Origin of the sequence: Scleromatobacter humisilvae, from assembly GCF_023231945.1 — a bacterium.
Taxonomy (GTDB): domain Bacteria; phylum Pseudomonadota; class Gammaproteobacteria; order Burkholderiales; family Burkholderiaceae_C; genus Scleromatobacter; species Scleromatobacter humisilvae.
Genome location: NZ_JAJLJH010000006.1, coordinates 133590 through 150467 on the forward strand (window position 1 = coordinate 133590; position 16878 = coordinate 150467).

Annotated in this window: 15 protein-coding genes; 5 read left to right on the forward strand and 10 right to left on the reverse strand. The window is 71.3% G+C overall.

The features are described 5' to 3' along the window. Positions 1–4: 4 nt before the first annotated feature. A complete protein-coding gene (gene xdhA / locus LPC04_RS19490; RefSeq protein ID WP_275683943.1) occupies positions 5–1582 on the reverse strand; it encodes a xanthine dehydrogenase small subunit in 1578 nt (525 codons plus the stop codon). 101 nt (positions 1583–1683) lie between these two features. Here xdhA and LPC04_RS19495 point away from each other — a divergent pair, with 101 nt between their 5' ends. From LPC04_RS19495 to LPC04_RS19505, 3 genes are all read left to right on the forward strand, one after another. Then, a complete protein-coding gene (locus LPC04_RS19495; protein ID WP_275683944.1) occupies positions 1684–2634 on the forward strand; it encodes a LysR family transcriptional regulator in 951 nt (316 codons plus the stop codon). Between the two features lie 11 nt (positions 2635–2645). Beyond that, positions 2646–3956: a guanine deaminase gene (guaD, locus tag LPC04_RS19500; protein ID WP_275683945.1), complete on the forward strand. Its 1311-nt coding sequence runs from the start codon at positions 2646–2648 to the stop codon at positions 3954–3956. A 94-nt stretch (positions 3957–4050) separates the two neighbouring features. Continuing rightward, the gene (locus LPC04_RS19505; protein ID WP_275683946.1) at positions 4051–5430 is read left to right on the forward strand and encodes an NCS2 family permease; all 1380 of its coding nucleotides are present in this window, start codon (positions 4051–4053) and stop codon (positions 5428–5430) included. Here the strand turns inward: LPC04_RS19505 and LPC04_RS19510 are convergent, their stop codons facing one another. The 7 genes from LPC04_RS19510 to pobA form a co-directional block, all read right to left on the reverse strand. After that, on the reverse strand, positions 5431–6792 hold the full coding sequence (locus LPC04_RS19510; RefSeq protein WP_275683947.1) for an MFS transporter: 1362 nt from the start codon (positions 6790–6792) through the stop codon (positions 5431–5433). Between the two features lie 65 nt (positions 6793–6857). Then, a complete protein-coding gene (pcaCD, locus tag LPC04_RS19515) occupies positions 6858–8078 on the reverse strand; it encodes a bifunctional 4-carboxymuconolactone decarboxylase/3-oxoadipate enol-lactonase PcaCD (protein ID WP_275683948.1) in 1221 nt (406 codons plus the stop codon). A gap of 10 nt (positions 8079–8088) precedes the next feature. Next, the gene (gene pcaB / locus LPC04_RS19520; RefSeq protein ID WP_275683949.1) at positions 8089–9480 is read right to left on the reverse strand and encodes a 3-carboxy-cis,cis-muconate cycloisomerase; all 1392 of its coding nucleotides are present in this window, start codon (positions 9478–9480) and stop codon (positions 8089–8091) included. 19 nt (positions 9481–9499) lie between these two features. After that, a complete protein-coding gene (pcaG, locus tag LPC04_RS19525) occupies positions 9500–10120 on the reverse strand; it encodes a protocatechuate 3,4-dioxygenase subunit alpha (RefSeq protein WP_275683950.1) in 621 nt (206 codons plus the stop codon). Next, positions 10120–10881: a protocatechuate 3,4-dioxygenase subunit beta gene (gene pcaH / locus LPC04_RS19530; RefSeq protein ID WP_420854744.1), complete on the reverse strand. Its 762-nt coding sequence runs from the start codon at positions 10879–10881 to the stop codon at positions 10120–10122. The genes pcaG and pcaH overlap by 1 nt, the downstream gene beginning before the upstream one ends. Positions 10882–10891: 10 nt before the next feature. Beyond that, entirely contained in the window at positions 10892–11773 is an 882-nt protein-coding gene (locus LPC04_RS19535) for a 3-oxoadipate:acetyl-CoA acetyltransferase (protein WP_275683951.1), read from the reverse strand. Positions 11774–11787: 14 nt separating this feature from the next. Further along, positions 11788–13029, reverse strand: coding sequence for a 4-hydroxybenzoate 3-monooxygenase (gene pobA, locus LPC04_RS19540; RefSeq protein WP_275683952.1), 1242 nt, complete (start codon positions 13027–13029; stop codon positions 11788–11790). A 167-nt stretch (positions 13030–13196) separates the two neighbouring features. On the opposite strand from pobA, the gene LPC04_RS19545 reads away from it, so the two are divergent. Beyond that, the gene (locus tag LPC04_RS19545) at positions 13197–14075 is read left to right on the forward strand and encodes a helix-turn-helix domain-containing protein (RefSeq protein ID WP_275683953.1); all 879 of its coding nucleotides are present in this window, start codon (positions 13197–13199) and stop codon (positions 14073–14075) included. Between the two features lie 3 nt (positions 14076–14078). Here LPC04_RS19545 and LPC04_RS19550 read toward each other — a convergent pair whose 3' ends face one another. Beyond that, positions 14079–15035, reverse strand: coding sequence for a DMT family transporter (locus LPC04_RS19550; RefSeq protein WP_275683954.1), 957 nt, complete (start codon positions 15033–15035; stop codon positions 14079–14081). A 99-nt stretch (positions 15036–15134) separates the two neighbouring features. On the opposite strand from LPC04_RS19550, the gene LPC04_RS19555 reads away from it, so the two are divergent. Next, complete coding sequence (locus LPC04_RS19555) at positions 15135–16088, forward strand: LysR family transcriptional regulator (RefSeq protein WP_275683955.1); 954 nt, start codon at positions 15135–15137, stop codon at positions 16086–16088. Here the strand turns inward: LPC04_RS19555 and LPC04_RS19560 are convergent. Beyond that, positions 16063–16833 carry an IclR family transcriptional regulator domain-containing protein gene (locus tag LPC04_RS19560; RefSeq protein ID WP_275683956.1) on the reverse strand — a complete coding sequence of 257 codons (771 nt, stop codon included), beginning with the start codon at positions 16831–16833 and terminating at the stop codon, positions 16063–16065. The genes LPC04_RS19555 and LPC04_RS19560 overlap by 26 nt on opposite strands. Positions 16834–16878 lie beyond the last annotated feature (45 nt).

Sequence of the window (16878 nt, forward strand, 5' to 3'; positions counted from 1 at the left end):
CTCCTCAGGCCGCCGGCGCCGCGTGCGGCAGGATGTTGAAGACGCTCAGGTGGCGCGCGGGCAGCGGCTCGTCGGGTCGCGTTTCCAGCCAGAAGCGGCGCAGCAGGTTGCGCGAGACGCGTTGGCGATAGGACGTCGTCGCGCGCAGGTCGGTCAGCGGCGCGAAGTCCTTCTCGATCGCGCGCATCGCGACGTCGAGCGTGGCCTCGTTCCAGGGCTGGCCGATGACCGCGGCTTCCGCGTTGGCAGCGCGCTTGACGATCGCCGCCATGCCGCCGAACGCGAAGCGCGCGGCGCGCACGATGCCGTCCTCCAGCTCGACGGCCAGGCCCGTGGCGACGGCCGAGATGTCGCAGTCGAAGCGCTTGGACAGCTTGTACGCACGCACGCGCGTCGCCGCGCCCGGCAGCGTCACGTCCAGCGCCTCGATGAATTCGCCGGGCTGCATCGCGTTCTTCATGTAGTCGAGGTAGAAGTCCTCGAGCCGCAGCGTGCGCTGCGTCGCGCCGCGTCGCAGGACGACGTCGGTGCCGAGGGCCATCAGCACCGGCGCGCTGTCGCCGATGGGCGAGCCGTTGGCGATGCTGCCGCCGAGCGTGCCGGCGTTGCGCACCGGCAGCGACGAGAAGCGCAGCCACATGTCGTGCAGCGCGGGCACGTGCGCGGTGAGCGTGGCCCAGGCGTCTTCCAGGGTGGCCGCGGCGCCGATGCGCAGCACGTCTCCGCGGCGTTCGATGCGGCGCAGCGCGTCGACGTTGCCGATGTAGAGGATGTCGCCGAGGTCGCGGAACTGCTTGTTGACCCACAGGCCGATGTCGGTGGAGCCGGCGAGCAGGCGCGCCTTCGGGTGCTGCTCGCGCAGCGCGGCGAACTCGTCGAGGCCGCGCGGGCCCCAGAAGCGGTCGCGGCGCTCGACACCGTCGACGCGCACGGCCGGGTTCGCGCCCTCGTAGGCCAGGCCGTGGCCGTCGTCGAGCGAACGCAGCGCGGCGACGACGGGCTGCGTGTCCAGGCGCGCAGGGGGCAGGTCGAACATGCGCTGGCCGGCGTCGAGGATGGGTCTGTAGCCGGTGCAGCGGCACAGGTTGCCGGACAGGTCGTCGGCAAGCTGCTGGCGCGTCGGCCGCGTGCCGGCCTCGCAGTGGCGCTCGTAGGTCGTGGCCAGCGACATCGCGAAGCCCGGCGTGCAGAAGCCGCATTGCGAACCGTGGCAGTCGACCAGCGCCTGCTGCACCGGATGCAGTTCGCCGCCGCCGATTCGACGCAGGTCTTCCACCGTCAGCAGCGCCTTGCCGTCGAGCGTGGGCAGGAACTGGATGCAGGCGTTGACGGTGCGCAGCGACAGCCCGCCGACGATCGTCGCGTCCGCCGACGCCGTGCCGACCTCCTGCGCGCGTTCGGCCAGCTCGGCCACGATGACGGTGCAGGCGCCGCAGTCGCCCTCGTTGCAGCCTTCCTTCGTGCCGCTGCAGTGCGCGTCCTCGCGCAGCCAGTTGAGCACCGTGCGCGTGGGCGCCGCATCGGTGACCTCGACGACCGCGCCGACGCGGTGGTGATAGAAGCGGATGGGCCGGGTCTGCATGGCGGTCGAGCGTTTGTGCTGATGGGAACGGCCCAGAAGTTAACCCCGCGCGGGCCAGGGTCGTATGCCTGCGCAGACATTCCATCCATTGGAGGCCAGATATGACCGAACGCGCCGCTTTCGACAAGATCGAGCTCTACCTGGTGAGGGTGTTCCATACCGTGATCACGGAAAGAAGTATTTCCCGGGCCGCCATGCGGCTGCAGACGACGCAACCGACGGTGAGCGTGCAGCTGAAGCGTCTGCGCGCGCTGACGGGCGATGCGCTGCTCGTGCGGGCGGGCCACGAGATGGTGCCCACGCCGGCCGCGCTCGCGCTGATGGCGCCGGCCGCCGACATCCTGCGCAGCGCTCAGTTGATGTTCGGTGCGCAGTCCCGCGGCCTCGATTTCGACCCCGCGACCTCGAAGCTCACCTTCCGCGTCGCCGCCAGCGACTGGCTCGACCCGCTGGTGCTGCCCGAGCTCGTCGGCCGCATCAAGTCGCAGGCGCCCGGCGTCAGCCTGGAGATCCTGCCGCTGACGGGCGACTACGACTACCGCGCCCGCCTGGCGCACGCCGATGTCGACCTGGTGCTGGGCAACTGGCTCAAGCCGCCGGAGGAGCTGCACATCGGCCAGCTGTTCTCGGACGAGGCCGTCTGCCTCGTCGCCGCCGATCATTCCGCCGTGCGCAACCCGCGCTGGTGGACGGCCGAGCGCTACCTCGAGAGCGAGCACGTCGCGCCGATGCCGCTGCACGCCGGCGCCCGCGGCATCATCGACGACCACCTCGCCGCCGAGGGCCTCGCGCGCAACGTCTCGGTGCGCACGCCGCACTTCGCGCTCGCGCCGATGATGGTGGCGCGCTCGCGGCTGGTGCTGACGACGGGCCGCCAGTTCTGCAGCCGCTGGGTCGACACGCTGCCCGTGCGCATCGTGCGCAGCCCGATCCGATTCCCGACGCTCAACTACTACCAGCTGTGGCACGAGCTGAGCCACCACTCCAGCGCCGGACGCTGGTTGCGCGAGCAGGTGCGCGACGTCGCGCGCACGCTTGCCCGAACCCGATGACCTCGACCCCCATGACGACCGATACCCCCTCCCGCATCGCCCTGCGCGGCGACCTGCTCGACTTCACCGCCGACCCCGGCTTCGCCGCGCCCGCCGGCGCGCCGGGCGTGCGCTTCCGCCCCGGCCACTGGCTGCTCGTCGCCGACGGCCGCATCGCCGGCGTGCAGGCGGACGCGCCCGACGCCAGCTGGCAGCGCGTCGACCACGCCGGCAAGCTGCTGCTGCCCGGCTTCATCGACACGCACGTGCACAGCCCGCAGCTGGACGTGATCGCCTCCTACGGCACCGAGCTGCTGGAATGGCTCAACACGTACACGTTCCCCGCCGAGCGCCGCTTCGCCGATCCCGAGGTCGCCGTCGCCGGCGCCGAGCGCTTCCTCGACGGGCTGCTGGCCCACGGCACGACGTCGGCCGTCGTCTTCCCGACCGTGCACAAGCACTCGGCCGATGCCTTGTTCGCAGGCGCCGAGCGCCGCGGCATGCGAATCATCGCCGGCAAGATCCTGATGGACCGCCACGCGCCCGACGGCCTGCGCGACGACGTGCGCCAGGCCGAGCGCGACTGCGTCGACCTGATCCAGCGCTGGCACGGCCGCGCGCGTCTCGCGTACGCGCTGACGGTGCGCTTCGCCCCGACGAGCACGTCCGCGCAGATGCAGATGGCCGCGGCGCTGATCGAGGCGCATCCCGGCACCTACATGCAGACGCACGTCGCCGAGAACAAGGACGAAGTGCGCTGGGTCGCCGAGCTGTTTCCCGAGGCGCGCAGCTACCTCGACGTCTACCATCGCCACCGACTGCTCAACGAGCGCTCGGTGCTGGCGCACGGCGTGTGGCTGGACGACACCGACCGCGTGCTGCTGCGCGAGACCGGCGCGCAGATCGCGCACAGCCCCAGCTCCAACCTGTTCCTGGGCAGCGGCCTGTTCGACTGGCTCGGCGCCGAAGGGCAGGGCGCGCACGTGTCGATGGCCAGCGACGTCGGCGGCGGCACCAGCCTGTCGATGATCCGAACGCTGGCCGACGCCTACAAGATCCAGGCCCTGCGCGGCGTCAAGCTGACGGCCTGGAAGGCGCTCTACAGCGCCACGCGGGGAGCGGCGCGCGCGCTGCACCTCGACGACGAGATCGGCAGCTTCGACGTCGGCCGGCACGCCGACGTCGCGGTCTGGGATTGGGCGCACACGCCCGTGATGCAGCATCGCGTCGACCTGGCGCAGGACCTGCACGAGAAACTGTTCGCCTGGATGACCCTGGGCGACGAACGATTGCTGGAGGCGGCCTACGTGGCCGGTGTGCCGAGGTACCACCGCCGGCCCTGACGCACGCCCGGCAAGACGCGACTTTTCGAACCCGCAGGCCAGCGCGCGCCAGACGCGCCCCCGCGCATCCAACCACAGCGATGCAGGAGACAACATGCACACCGCAACCCAGAACGCGGCCGCCGCGCGCGAGCCCGCGCTCACGGCAGCCAATACACCCTCGAACGCAAGGTCGTCCTTGCTGGATCGCATCTTCCAGCTGCGAAGGCACGGCACCACCGTCAACACCGAGCTGCTGGCCGGCCTCACGACCTTCCTGACGATGGCCTACATCATCTTCGTCAACCCGACCATCCTCGGGGACGCGGGGATGCCCAAGGGCGCGGTCTTCGTCGCCACCTGCCTGATCGCGGCGCTCGGCACGCTGATCATGGCGCTCTACGCGAACTACCCGATCGCGCTGGCGCCCGGCATGGGCCTGAACGCGTACTTCGCGTATGTCGTCGTGCTGGGCATGGGGCTGAAGTGGCAGGTCGCGCTCGGCGCGGTCTTCATCTCGGGCTGCCTGTTCCTGCTGGTGACGCTGTTCAAGCTGCGCAAGCTGATCATCCACGGCATCCCGCAGTCGCTGCGCATCGGCATCACGGTGGGCATCGGCATGTTCCTGGCGATCATCGCGCTCAAGAGCGCGGGCATCGTCGCGCCGTCCAAGGCCACGTACGTCACGTTGGGCGACCTGCACCAGCCGTCGGTGCTGCTGTCGGTGCTGGGCTTCTTCACGATCGTCGTGCTGGACCGGCTGGGCGTGCGCGGCGCGATCCTGATCGGCATCCTCGCGGTCACGGTGCTGTCGTTCTTCTTCGCGGGCAACCGCTTCGAAGGCGTCGTCGCCATGCCGCCGTCGATCCTGCCGACCTTCCTGCAGCTCGACATCAAGGGCGCGCTGGGCGTGGGCGTGTTCAACGTGATCCTCGTGTTCTTCCTGGTGGAACTGTTCGACGCCACCGGCACGCTGCTGGCGGTGGTGCGGCGCGCGGGACTGCTCAGCGACGACCGCATGGATCGCATGAACAAGGCGCTGCTGGCCGACAGCTGCGCCATCTTCGCGGGCTCGCTGCTCGGGACGTCCAGCACCACGGCCTACGTCGAGAGCGCGTCGGGCGTGCAGGCCGGCGGCCGCACCGGGCTGACCGCGGTCGCGGTGGCGTTGCTGTTCCTCGCCTGCCTGTTCATCTCGCCGCTGGCCGGCGCGGTGCCGGCCTACGCGACCGCCCCGGCGCTGCTCTACGTCGCCAGCCTGATGCTGCGCGACCTCGTGGAACTGGACTGGGACGAGACCACCGACGCCGTCCCCGCCGTCGTGACCGCGCTCGCGATGCCGCTGACGTACTCGATCGCCAACGGCCTGGCCTTCGGCTTCATCACCTACGCGGTGCTGAAGCTGTTCACGGGGCAGTGGCGCGCGGTGCACCCGATGTCGTGGCTCATCGGGGCCGTGTTCCTGTTCAAGTTCGTCTACGTCGGCGGGCACTAGTCAGTGCGCGGCGACCTGGGGCAGCACGGCCCCGCCGTCGCCGCTCTCGGGCTCGACCCAGTGCTTGACCAGCAGCGCCGCGGCCGCGACCAGCCCGGGAATCGCGACGATGCTGAAGATGCCGACGAAGCCGACGTCGCGGCGCGAGAGTTCGGCGACGAGGAACGAGCCCGCGATGCCGCCGAAGCGGCCGAAGCCCAGCATCCACGACACGCCGGTGGCGCGGCCGGCGGTCGGATAGAACGCGGCGGCCAGCGCCGGCAACGACGACTGCGCCGTGTTCATGAAGGCGCCCGCGAGAAACACCAGCACCACGAGCGCGCCCACGTTGCCGGCAGCCTGCCCGACGGCGTAGACGAGCGCCGCCGTCGCCGCGAAGCCCAGCGCGATGATCTTGTTGGCGTTGAAGCGATCCATCAGCCAGCCGAACAGGATCGCGCCGCAGCCGCCCAGCGGGAACAGCGCGGAGATCAGCGTGGCCGAGCGCGGCTCGACGCCCGCGTCCTTGAACAGGATGGGCATCCAGTTGATCAACGCGTAGAAGATGACCAGGCCCATGAAGTACGCGATCCACAGCATCACCGAGCCGACGAGGTAGCGCGACGACAGCACGATCCCGATGCCGCCCTGGCCCGCGGCCGACGGCCGCGACTCGCTGAGGACGAAGCCCGTGGCGCGCATGGCGGTCTCAGAGATGCGCGCGAGCGCCGCGCGGATCCGCTCGACCGGCTGCGCGCGCGCGACCATGTAGCGAACCGACTCCGGCAGCAGCGCCAGCATCGCGACGCCCAGCACCAGCGGCGCGACGCCGCCCAGCAGCAGCACGCTGCGCCAGCCGAACTGCGGGATCATCCACGCCGCGAGGAAGCCACCGAACGCGGCGCCGAGCGGGAAGCCGCAGAACATCGCGTTGGTGAGCGTGGCGCGCATCCGGTCGGGGCAATACTCGCTCATCAGCGTGACGGCGTTGGGCATCGCCGCGCCGAGCCCGAGGCCGGTGACGAAGCGCAGCACGACCAGTTGCGACAGCGAACCGGCGAACGACGATGCCGCGCAGGCCAGGCCGAACAGCAGCACCGCCGCCACCAGCACGCGCTTGCGGCCGACGCGGTCGGCCAGCGGGCCCGACGACAGCGCGCCGGCCGCGAGCCCGAACAGCGCCGCGCTCAACACCGGCCCCAGCGCGGGCCGCGCCAGTCCCCACTCCTTCAGCAGCGACGGCGCGATGAAGCCGATCGCGGCGGTGTCGAAGCCGTCGAGCAGCACGATCAGGAAGCACAGCCAGAAGATCGCCCACTGGAAGCCCGAGAAGCGGTGCTCGTTGAGGAAGGTCTGGACGTTGACGGTCTGCGTGTCGGGCATGGTTGTCTCCTCGCCTCGTTTCGGAAACGCGGGGTCGTTCGTGCGACCTCTCGCGCCGCGGTCGTTCAGGACTGCTTCTGCAGGAAGGCCGCGACGACGCGGCGGAACTCGTCGGGCGTCTCGAGCACGCTCAGGTGCGACGCGTCCTCGATGACGTGCAGCGTCGCGCCGGGAATGCGGGCGGCGATCGCCTCGCCCATCGCGGGCGGGGCGCCGGCGTCGCGGGCGCCGGCGATCACCAGCGTCGGGCAGCGCACCTGCGCGAGGCGATCGAGCCAGTCGACGCCGGCCACCGCGTGGCAGCTCGCCGCGTAGCCGGCGGCGTCGTCGCGCAGCAGCCGCTGGCGGATGGCGTCGGTGGCGGCGGGCTCGGCCGCGCGGAAGTCGGCGTGCAGGTAGCGCTCGACGACCATCTCGGCGACCGCCGCCATGCCGCGCTCGTTCACCGTGGCGATGCGCTGCGCCCAGTTCGCCGCGGCGGCCTCGGGATATTGCGACGTCGTGTTCGCCAGCACCAGCCGGCCCACCAGCTCCGGATGGTGGATCGCCAGGCCCTGGCCCACCATCGCGCCCATCGACAGCCCGACCCACGTGACCGGCCCGCGGCCCCATTCGCGGATGACGCGCGCGGCGTCGTCGACGAGGTCGTCCATCGCGTACGGTCCGGCCGGACTCCCGGAGCCGCCGTGGCCGCGGTGGTCGTAGCGCAGTACCTGGTGGGGTACGCCGGCGCCGCCGGCCGCGAGGTGCGCGGCGTAGTCGTCCCACATCGCCGAGTCCAGGCCCAGCGCGTGGCTCAGCACGATGGGCGCGCCGTCGCCCTGCAGCGTGACGCGCAGCTGCGGCGCGCTGAACGTGTGGTGCGTGGCGACGCGCACGCCGGCGGACAGCCGCTCGGGCGGCGGCAGCAGGCCTTCGTGGCGCAGGATGTCCTGCGTCAGCTTGAACGCCGTGTTGGCCGCGGGCACGCCGCAGTAGATCGCGCCCTGCATCAGCGTCTCCTGGATCTTGGCGAGCGGCACGCCCGCGCGGATCGCCGCGCCGCAGTGCAGCTCGAACTCCTCCCAGCGCGCGAGGCCCATCGTCATGCCCAGCACCAGCAGCCGGCGCGTGGTGTGGTCGAGGCCGGGGCGGCCCCAGATGTCGTTCCAGGCATAGCGCGTGATCAGCGCCTGGAAGTCGGCGTTGAACGCGTTGGCGTTGTCCAGCGACTTGTCGACCCAGGCGTCGCCGAGCACGGCGCGCCGGTTCTTCACGCCGCGGTCGAAGTCGTCTTCGCGATCCATGGGGTCGTCCTCAAAGATGGGTTTGCCACGGCGGATCGCGGCGGAGTTCTTCGGCATGCGCGGCGAGCGCGGCCAGTTGTGGCGCCGCGAGCGCGCTCGCGTGGCGCGCGGGCGCGTCGGCGTCGAACAGCGCGGCCAGCTCCGCGGCGGGGAGGCGGGCGCGCAGCCGCTCGTCGCGGGCGAGCGCCATCAGCGCGGTGTCGCGCAGGTGTCCGCCGGAGGACACCGCCTCCTTCGACAGGCCCTCGACCCAGTGATGTGCGTCGGACTTGCCGATCTCGCGCGCCGCCCGCATCGCCAGCGCCTCGGCGAAGACCAGCCCCTGCAGCGCGTCGATGTTGCGGCGCATGCGATCGGGAAAGACCTGCAGGCCGTCGGCGGCCAGCGTCAGCGCGGCGAGCGCGCCATGCACGCTGGCCAGCAGGCCGCCGAACTCGGCGAGCTCCGCCTGCCAGTTGCCCAGCCCGCGCTCGTGTTCCTGCGGCATCGCGGCGAGCAGCGCGGCCACGCGCTGCGGCGTGCGCACCGCGGCGGCCAGCGCCGTCATCGCGGCGACGGGATTGCGCTTGTGCGGCATCGCCGACGAGCCGCCGCGCCCGCCGCCCGAGGGCTCCGCCAGCTCGCCGACCTCGCCCTGCGCCATCAGCGAGATGTCCCTGGCGATCTTGCCCAGCGACCCCGCGAGCACGCCCAGCTCGCAGCCGAGCGAGACGAGCTCGTCGCGCTGCGTGTGCCAGGCCGCGGGCGGCAGGCGCAGATCGAGCGACGCGGCCATCGTGGCCGCGACCGCATCGCCGTGCTCGCCCATCGCCGCGCGCGTGCCGACGGCGCCGCCCAGTTGCAACTGCAGCGCCGCGGCGCCGGCTTGGCGGATGCGTGACTGTGCACGCACCAGCGGCGCGATCCAGCCGGCCAGCTTGAAGCCGAGGCTGATGACCTGCGCCGGCTGCATCAGCGTGCGGCCCAGCATCGGCGCGTCGCCGTGCGCGTCGGCGAGCTTCAACAGCGCTGGAATCAGCACGGACAGGTCGCGATCGACGAGCGCCAGCGCGCGGCGCGCCACCAGCACCTGCGCGGTGTCCAGCACGTCCTGCGTCGTGCCGCCCCAGTGCACGACCAGCGCCGCCTCCGCATCGATCTTCGCGACCGCCGCCGTCAAGGCCTTGACCAGCGGGATCGCGATCGTGCCGACACGCCCGCCCTCGACGACGATCGCGTCGACGTCGAAGCGGCTCGCGTCGCACGCGGCGGCGATGGCCTCGGCCGCGCCGGCGGGGATCGCGCCCGCGCCCGCCTGCGCCCGCGCGAGGGCCGCCTCGAAGTCCAGCATCGCCTGCACGAACGCGCGTTCGTCCAGCACCCGCACGACCTCGGGCGAGGCCAGGAAGCGATCGAAGATCATCGGTCGATTGTGCCGCGCATCAGACGTCGAAGAACACGGTCTCGGCATCGCCCTGCAGGTGGATGTCGAACTTGTAGACCGTGGCGCCGCCGCGCTGCTCGCGCTTGCCGACCAGCGTCTTGCGGCGCACCTCCCACTCCACCAGGTTCAGCACCGGATCGGCCGCGTTGGCCTTGGCCTCGTCGTCGAAATACATGCGCGTGTGCAGGCCGATGTTGATGCCGCGCGCGACGATCCACAGGTTGACGTGCGGCGCCATGAGCACGCCATGGCGCCCGACGACGGGGCCGGGCTTGATCGTCTCGAACGACCAGGTGCCGGTGTCGAAGTCGCTGCACGCGCGTCCCCAGCCACGGAACGCCGGATCGACGGACTTGCCGGCCTGCCTGTCGCCGGGATGCGCGTAGCGGCCCTGCGCGTTGGCCTGCCAGAGTTCGAGCAGCACGTCGCGCACCGGCGTGCCGGAACCGTCGAACACGCGGCCCTCGATCGTGATGCGCTCGCCCTGGGTCTCGGGCGTGGTCAGCACGGGGCCGAAGTTGTTCTCGAAGATGTCGAAGCCGGCGGCCTTGGGCGCGAGGCCGATGTGCACGTACGGGCCGGCGGTCTGCGAGGCGGTCTCGCGCAGCAGCGGGGTCATCACTGTTCTCCTTGCAGGACGTTCTCGAACCAGGTGGCGCGCTGGCCGCGCAGCACGATGTCGAAGCGGAAGGCGCGGCTGTCCAGCGGCACCGTGGCGCCCATGTCCAGCTGCGCGATCAGGCCGCGGATCTGCTCCTCGTCGGGAATCGTGCGGATGATGGGGCAGGTCGCGATCAGCGGGTCGCCCTCGAAGTACATCTGCGTGATCAGCCGCTGCGCCCAGCCGTTGCCGGACAGGCCGAAGTGGATGTGCGCCGGCCGCCAGTCGTTGATGCGGTTGCGCCACGGATACGGCCCCGGCTTGATGGTGCGGAAGACGTAGTGGCCGTGCTCGTCGGTCAGCACGCGGCCGCAGCCGCCGAAGTTCGGGTCGAGCGCGCCGAGGTACTGGTCCTTCTTGTGGCGATAGCGTCCGCTGGCGTTGGCCTGCCAGACCTCGACCAGCGCGTTCTTCACCGGACGCCCCAGCTGGTCGCGCACGTAGCCGTGCACGATGGTGCGCTCGCCGACGGGCAGGCCGGACTTGGCGTAGTTGCGGATCAGGTCGCCGTCCAGCGGGCCCAGCTCGTCGGCCGAGAAGCTGGGCGCGGTGACCTCGGACAGCGTCTGCCCCAGCGAGATCAGCGAATTGCGCGGGCTGCGCAGCGCGCTCGTCTTGTAGCCTGGCGCGTAGGCCGGCGGATGCGCGGTCGGGTCGCGCATCAGGTATTCGTCGTCCGGGCGCGCGGGCGGGACCTGCAGCGGGGTCGTGTCGGTCATCGCGTGTCCTTCAGGCGTGGGCGGCGAATTCCGCCTGCAGTTGCGTGGCGGTGCGGCTCTCGGGCTGCGGCGCGAGGTGCAGCAGCGCGCGCGCTTCCTGCGGCGTGGCGACACGGCGGCCGTGCTCCTCGCACATCTGGGCGATGCGCGCGACCAGCGCCGCGTTCGACGGCGCGAGCGTGTCGCGGTCGAGGCGCACGTTGTCCTCGAGGCCCGTGCGGCAATTCCCGCCCAGCTCGAGCGACCACTTCGCCAGCGTGAACTGGTCGCGGCCGATGCCGGCGCCGGTCCAGGTCGCGTCGGGCGCGAGGCGGTTGAGCGTCTTCACGTAGAACTCGAACACCTCGCGGTCGACCGGCATCGCATTCTTGATGCCCATCACGAACTGGATGTGCAGCGGCCCGGCGATCTTGCCGGCCTTCTGCATCGCGACCGCCTGGAAGATCATCGACAGGTCGAAGGCCTCGATCTCGGGCTTGATGTCGTAGGCCAGCATCTCGCTGGCCAGCCAGTCGACCAGGTCGGGCGAATTGTCGTAGACGCGGGTCGGGAAGTTGACCGAGCCCGACGCCAGCGAGGCCATGTCGGGCCGCAGGTGCAGCATGCCGCCGCGCTCGCGCCCGGCGCCGGAGCGGCCGCCGGTCGACACCTGCGTGATGATCAGCGGGCAGTGCTTGCGGATGCCGTCCAGCACCGTCGCGAAGCGCTCGGGCGCCGAGGTCGGCGTCTCGTCGTCGTTGCGCACGTGCAGGTGCACCAGCGTCGCGCCGGCCTCGTAGGCGGCGTGCGTCGACTCGACCTGTTCGGAGACGGTCACGGGTACCGCAGGGTTGTCCTTCTTGCGCGGCAGGGAGCCGGTGATCGCGACGGAGATGATGCAGGGGGTCGTCATGTCGAAAGTCTCCTTCAGTGAATCAGTGCGGCCGCCGTGGCGCGCGTGGGCAGGTCCATGGGCAGCCCGACGTAGTTCTCGGCGAGCGCGGTGGATGCGGCGGGCGAGCCCACCAGGTAGTCGAGCTCGGCGTGCTGCATGCGGTGGTCGAACTCGCCCGTGCCCGGGAACTGGTGCATCAGCGAGGTGAACCACCACGAGAAGCGCTCGGCCTTCCAGATGCGGCGCAGGCAGCGTTCCGAATAGGCGTCGATGCCGTCGTCGCTGCGTTCGAGGTAGTGGTCGCGCATCGCGTCCGCGAGGAAGCCGACGTCCGAGGCCGCGAGGTTGAGCCCCTTCGCGCCGGTGGGCGGCACGATGTGGGCCGCGTCGCCGGCGAGGAACAGGCGGCCGAAGCGCATCGGCTCGGCGACGAAGCTGCGCAGCGGCGCGATGCTCTTCTCGATCGAGGCGCCCGTCGTCACGCGGTCGGCGACGTCGGCCGGCAGGCGGCGCCGCAGCTCGTTCCAGAATGCCGTGTCCGACCAGCGCTCGATGCGGTCGTCAGCCGGAACCTGCAGGTAGTAACGGCTCAGCGTGCGGCTGCGCTGGCTGCACAGGGCGAAGCCGCGCGCGTGGTTGGCGTAGACGAGCTCGTGGCGCGCCGGCGGCACCTGGGCCAGCAGGCCGAGCCAGCCGAACGGGTAGACCTTTTCGTGCGTGGCGATCGCCCCCGCGGGCACGCTCGCGCGCGAGACGCCGTGGAAGCCGTCGCAGCCGGCGATGAAGTCGCAGCGCAGTTCGTGCTGGACGCCGCCGTGGCGCCAGCGCACCAGCGGCGCGTCGCTGTCGAAGCCGTGCAGCGACACGTCCTGCGCCTCGTAGACCGTCGTGCGGCCGACCGCGGCGCGCCGTTCCATCAGGTCGCGCGTGACCTCGGTCTGGCCGTAGACGGTGACGCTGCGGCCCGTCAGGCGGGCGAAGTCGATGCGATGCAGGCGGCCGTCGAACGCGAGCTCGGTGCCGTCGTGGCGCAGACCCTCGCGGCGCAGCCGCTCGCCGACGCCGGCCTGTTCCAGCAGCTGGACGGTGGTCTGCTCGAGCACGCCGGCGCGGATGCGCGACAGCACGTAGTCGGCGCTGCGCTGCTCGAGGATCACGTTGTCGATGCCGGCTTCGTGCAGCAGCTGGCCGAGCAGCAGGCCGGCCGGGCCGGCGCCGATGATCGCGACCTGCGTCCGGCTCGATGGCGGCGATGTCGAAGGCGAGCTTCCCATCGTTGTCTCCGTTCTTGAATTCCTGCTTCGCAGCGTAGGGGCGGCGGGCGATCTCCTCAATGGACAGAACGGGCGAACGATTGAACAATCGGAACATTGCCCGGCGGCTCGCATGCGGCCTGCCGAGGCGAAGGCGCCCTCGATTTACAAATCCGAACTCTACTCCCGTGGCCCAGAACCTGCCAACCTACCTGCTCTACGCCGAGGACGCCGGGCTGCCGCCGTCCGACGTGATGCACGCGGAGTCGATCGCCGAGCGCAGCAGCCTGCACTCGTGGGAGATCCGGCCGCATCGCCACGAGGCGCTGTTCCAGGTCTTCCACGTCCAGAGCGGCACCGCCGAGATCGTGCTCGACGGCCGCCAGCACCGGTTGCGCGGCCCCGGCGTCATCACGATCACCGCGCTGGCCGTCCACGGCTTTCGCTGGACCAGCGACGTGCGCGGCACCGTGTTCACGATCCTCGAGTCGCACATCCGCCAGCTGCTCGCGCACGAGGACGGCCTGCGCGACGCCGTCCTGCAGACGCGCTGCGAGCCGATCCCGGCGGCGCACCGGCGCGGCGTGCTGCAGGCGGTCGCCTCGCTGGCCACCGAACATGCGCAGCATGCGCCCTGGCGCACGAGCGCCGTCGATGCCGCGATGACGCAGCTGTTCGTGACGCTGGGCCGAGCGCTGCCGTCGGCGCTGGCCAGGGAGGCGGGCGTCGGCGACCGCGCCGTCGGCCATGTGCAGCGGCTGCGCACGCTGGTCGACGAGCGGTTCCGCGAGCAGCCCACGCTGGGCCAGTTCGCGGCCGAGCTCGGCATCACGACGACGCAGCTCAATCGCGCCTGCCGCGCGGTGCTGGGCCATCCCGCGCTGGCCGTGCTGCACGCGCGCATCTGCCTCGAGGCCCAGCGCGAACTGGCCTACACGACGCTGAGCGTCAAGCACATCGCCTACAAGCTGGGCTTCACCGACGCCGGCTACTTCACGCGCTTCTTCGAGCGCGAGACGGGCGCGACGCCGTCGGCCTGGCGCGCCCAGGCGGTGGCGCGCCAGTAGCGCCTAGTGCTCCATCGACGCGTCTTCGAGCGCGGCGAGGCCGCGCGCCTGCTCGCGCTCGCGTGCCGACAGCCAGGTGCAGGCCGCCCCCGCGAGCGTGATGACGGCGATGCCCGCCAGCGCGAGCGCGTCCGGCACGTGCGCGAAGACGAGCCATCCCAGCAGCGTGCTGAACGCGACCTGCGCGTACAGCAGCGGCGTCAGCGTGGCGATGCCCGCCTTCGCGTAGCCGACGATCAGCATCCAGTGGCCGGCGGTGCTGAACACGCACACCAGCGCGAGCAGCGCCCAGGTCGTCCACGAGCCCAGCGACGTCCAGAAGAACGGCAGCACCAGCGTGGCCGCCAGCGCGCCGGTGCAGCCGGTCAGGAACTGCATGGTGCCGACGTCCTCTGTGCGCGACAGCCGGCTCGTCACGAGGTGGAAGCCGGTGTTGAGCGCCAGTGCGAGCAGCGCCATCAGCAGGCCCCACGACAGCATCGTCGCGCCCGGCCTGGCCACCAGCAGCGCGCCGCAGAAAGCCGCGGCGATCAGGCCCCAGCGCGCGGGCGACACGCGCTCGTGCAGGAACGTCGCGCCGACCAGCGTCATCAGCAGTGGCGTCAGCATGACGATGGCGGTGAGCTCGCCCACGGGCATCGCGCGCAGCGCGAGGTTGGTGCACACGCTGGTCGACAGGATCAGCAGCCCGCGCAGCGCGTGCAGCCAGGGGTGGCGCGTGCGCAGCAGCGCGCGGCCGCGGCTGGGCCATTGGGTCAGCGCGGTGGCCGAGGCCTGCGTCGCGTAGCGGAACCACACCAGCATCATCACCGGCATCGCGCCGATCGCCTTGGAGGCGGTGTCCAGGCCGGAAAAGCAGGCGACCGCGCCGAGCACAAACAGCACGCCCAGCCAGCGGGCGTCGACGGCGGGGCGGGCAGGGGGCTTGGGCGGCAGGCGCAGGGCGTGGGTCGGAGTCATGCGGGATGGAGGAGCGCAGTCCGCAAGATAGGCGAATCGATCCATGTCGTCTACGATGCAAGGCCAATGGTCGACATGTCGAAACGCAATGGAGGTCGGATGGCCGTCGAAGACGATGCCCGCGTCGGCGAGCTCGACGTCAAGTGGCTGCGCCTGTTCGAGCAGATCCTCGAGACCCGCAGCGTCACCCGCTCGGCCGAGGCGCTGGGCCAGAGCCAGCCGACGGTCAGCATCTGGCTGGGCAAGCTGCGCCAGCGGCTGGGCGATCCGCTGTTCGTGCGCACCGCCGGCGGCATGCTGCCCACGCCGCGCGCCCAGGCGCTCGCCGCGCCGGTGCGCGAGGCCCTGCGCGCGCTGCGCGAGATCGCCGAGCCGCCCGCCGCGTTCGACCCGGGGACCAGCACGCGGCCCTGGCGCATCTGCATGACCGACGCGAGCCACGCGACGCTGTTGCCGCGCCTGCTCGCGACGCTGCGCGCGCACGCGCCGCGCGCGCCCGTGACCGCGGTGCGCATCGACGACGAGACCGCGGCGGCGCTCCAGTCCGGCGCGGCCGACATCGCCGTCGGCAATGTTCCCGGGCTGGACACCGGCTTCTACCAGCAGGCGTTGTTCAAGCAGGACTGGATCTGCCTGGCCCGTCCGGGCAACGCGCGCATCGGCGCGACGCTGACGCTGCGCACGTACCGCGAGGCCGAGCACGTGGTCACGGCGGCCGGCGCCGGCATCGCCGATCTCGAGGGCGCGCTGGCACGCGCGCGCGTCGAGCGCCGCGTGATGCTGACGCTGCCGGGCTTCCTCGGGCTGGCCGCGATCGTGTCCGCGTCCGATCTCGTCGCGACGCTGCCGCGCCAGATCGGCGAGCTGCTGGCGCGCAACGCCGGATTGCGCGTGCTCGCCTGCCCGGCGCCCTTGCCGTCGTTCACCGTCAAGCAGCATTGGCACGCGCGCTTCCACCAGGATCCGGCCAACCGCTGGCTGCGCGAGCAGGTGGCGGCGCTGCTGACGAGCGACGCGAAGCCGCGCGTCAGATCACCTCGCGCAACACCTTGACGACGTCCTGCAGCGCGGGCAGCAGCTGCGTCAGCGCGGCCTCCTCGGGATAGCGCTGCAGCTGGAAGGTCATGCTGACCGCGCCCACGCAATGGCCATGGCGGTCGAACAGCGCCGCGGCGATGCCGCCCAGGCCGACGTCGATGTACTGGTTGACGTACGAGTAGCCGAGCTGCCTGGCCGCGGAGACCTTGTCGCGGAACGCGGCCAGCTCGGTGATGGTGTCGGCGGTGAAGCGGCTGAAGTCGTGCGCGGCAATCCAGGCGTCGAGCTTCGGGCGATCGAGCGTCGCCAGGATCGCGAAGCCGGGCGAGACCACGTGCGCCGGGGTGCGCGCGCCCGGGTGGAAGCCGATCGACACGACGCGCGGCGAGTTGCTGCGCTCGAGGTAGACGATCTCGTGGCCGTCGAGCACGCTCAGGTTGGCCGTCTCGCCCGTCTGCATCGACAGCCGCTGCAGGAACGGACGCACCAGCCGCGGCAGGCGCGCGGCCTCCAGGTAGCTCTGGCCGAGACGCAGGATGGACGGCAGCAGCCAGTAGTGCTTGCCGTCGGTGTCGGCGTAGCCGTAGTGCACCAGGCTCACGAGGTAGCGGCGCGCGGCGGTGCGCGTCAGGCCGGACAGCACGCCGGCCTCGGTGGCCGTCAGGCGCGGGTGGTCGTCCGAGAACAGCTCGATGATGCGCAGGCCCTTGCCCAGGCCCTCGATCAACAGCGAGCGGTCGATGTCCTTGCTGGCCGGCATGCTCAGGTGAAACCCTAGGAATGAACCATCATCGATCAACTGCGA